The sequence below is a fragment of the Nitrosospira sp. CT genome, assembly GCF_059489795.1.
Genome location: NZ_JCAHZJ010000010.1, coordinates 1 through 1176 on the forward strand (window position 1 = coordinate 1; position 1176 = coordinate 1176).

The 1176-nt window shown below is 52.0% G+C and carries 2 rRNA genes; both read left to right on the plus strand.

What is annotated here, in order from left to right:
- Positions 1-987: ribosomal RNA gene (locus AC52W5_RS02290) — 23S ribosomal RNA — on the plus strand; the annotation flags it as partial.
- Positions 988-1118: 131 nt separating this feature from the next.
- Positions 1119-1176: ribosomal RNA gene (gene rrf, locus AC52W5_RS02295) — 5S ribosomal RNA — on the plus strand; the annotation flags it as partial.

The window sequence follows — 1176 nt, forward strand, 5'->3', positions numbered from 1 at the left end:
AACGGTCCTAAGGTAGCGAAATTCCTTGTCGGGTAAGTTCCGACCTGCACGAATGGCGTAACGATGGCGGCGCTGTCTCCACCCGAGACTCAGTGAAATTGAAATCGCTGTGAAGATGCAGTGTATCCGCGGCTAGACGGAAAGACCCCGTGAACCTTTACTATAGCTTTGCACTGGACTTTGAATTTGCTTGTGTAGGATAGGTGGGAGGCTTTGAAGTGGGGACGCCAGTTCTCATGGAGCCATCCTTGAAATACCACCCTGGCAACTTTGAGGTTCTAACTCAGGTCCGTTATCCGGATCGAGGACAGTGTATGGTGGGTAGTTTGACTGGGGCGGTCTCCTCCCAAAGAGTAACGGAGGAGTACGAAGGTGCGCTCAGACCGGTCGGAAATCGGTCGTAGAGTATAAAGGCAAAAGCGCGCTTGACTGCGAGACAAACACGTCGAGCAGGTACGAAAGTAGGTCTTAGTGATCCGGTGGTTCTGTATGGAAGGGCCATCGCTCAACGGATAAAAGGTACTCCGGGGATAACAGGCTGATACCGCCCAAGAGTTCATATCGACGGCGGTGTTTGGCACCTCGATGTCGGCTCATCACATCCTGGGGCTGAAGCCGGTCCCAAGGGTATGGCTGTTCGCCATTTAAAGTGGTACGCGAGCTGGGTTTAGAACGTCGTGAGACAGTTCGGTCCCTATCTGCCGTGGACGTTTGAGATTTGAGAGGGGCTGCTCCTAGTACGAGAGGACCGGAGTGGACGAACCTCTGGTGTTCCGGTTGTCACGCCAGTGGCATTGCCGGGTAGCTATGTTCGGAAGAGATAACCGCTGAAAGCATCTAAGCGGGAAACTTGCCTCAAGATGAGATCTCACTGGGATCTTGAATCCCCTAAAGGGCCGTCGAAGACTACGACGTTGATAGGTTGGGTGTGTAAGCGCTGTGAGGCGTTGAGCTAACCAATACTAATTGCCCGTGAGGCTTGACCATATAACACCCAAGCAATTTGCTGACGCAGATTGCGGTGGTGAAGACGAAATAACCGAAAATTCGTAAGACCACAAATATCGCATATCCGAATTCGCTGGGCTGTCCATCTGGACATTCTGGCAACAGAATTTCTTGACGACCATAGAGCATTGGAACCACCTGATCCCATCCCGAACTCAGTAGTGAAAC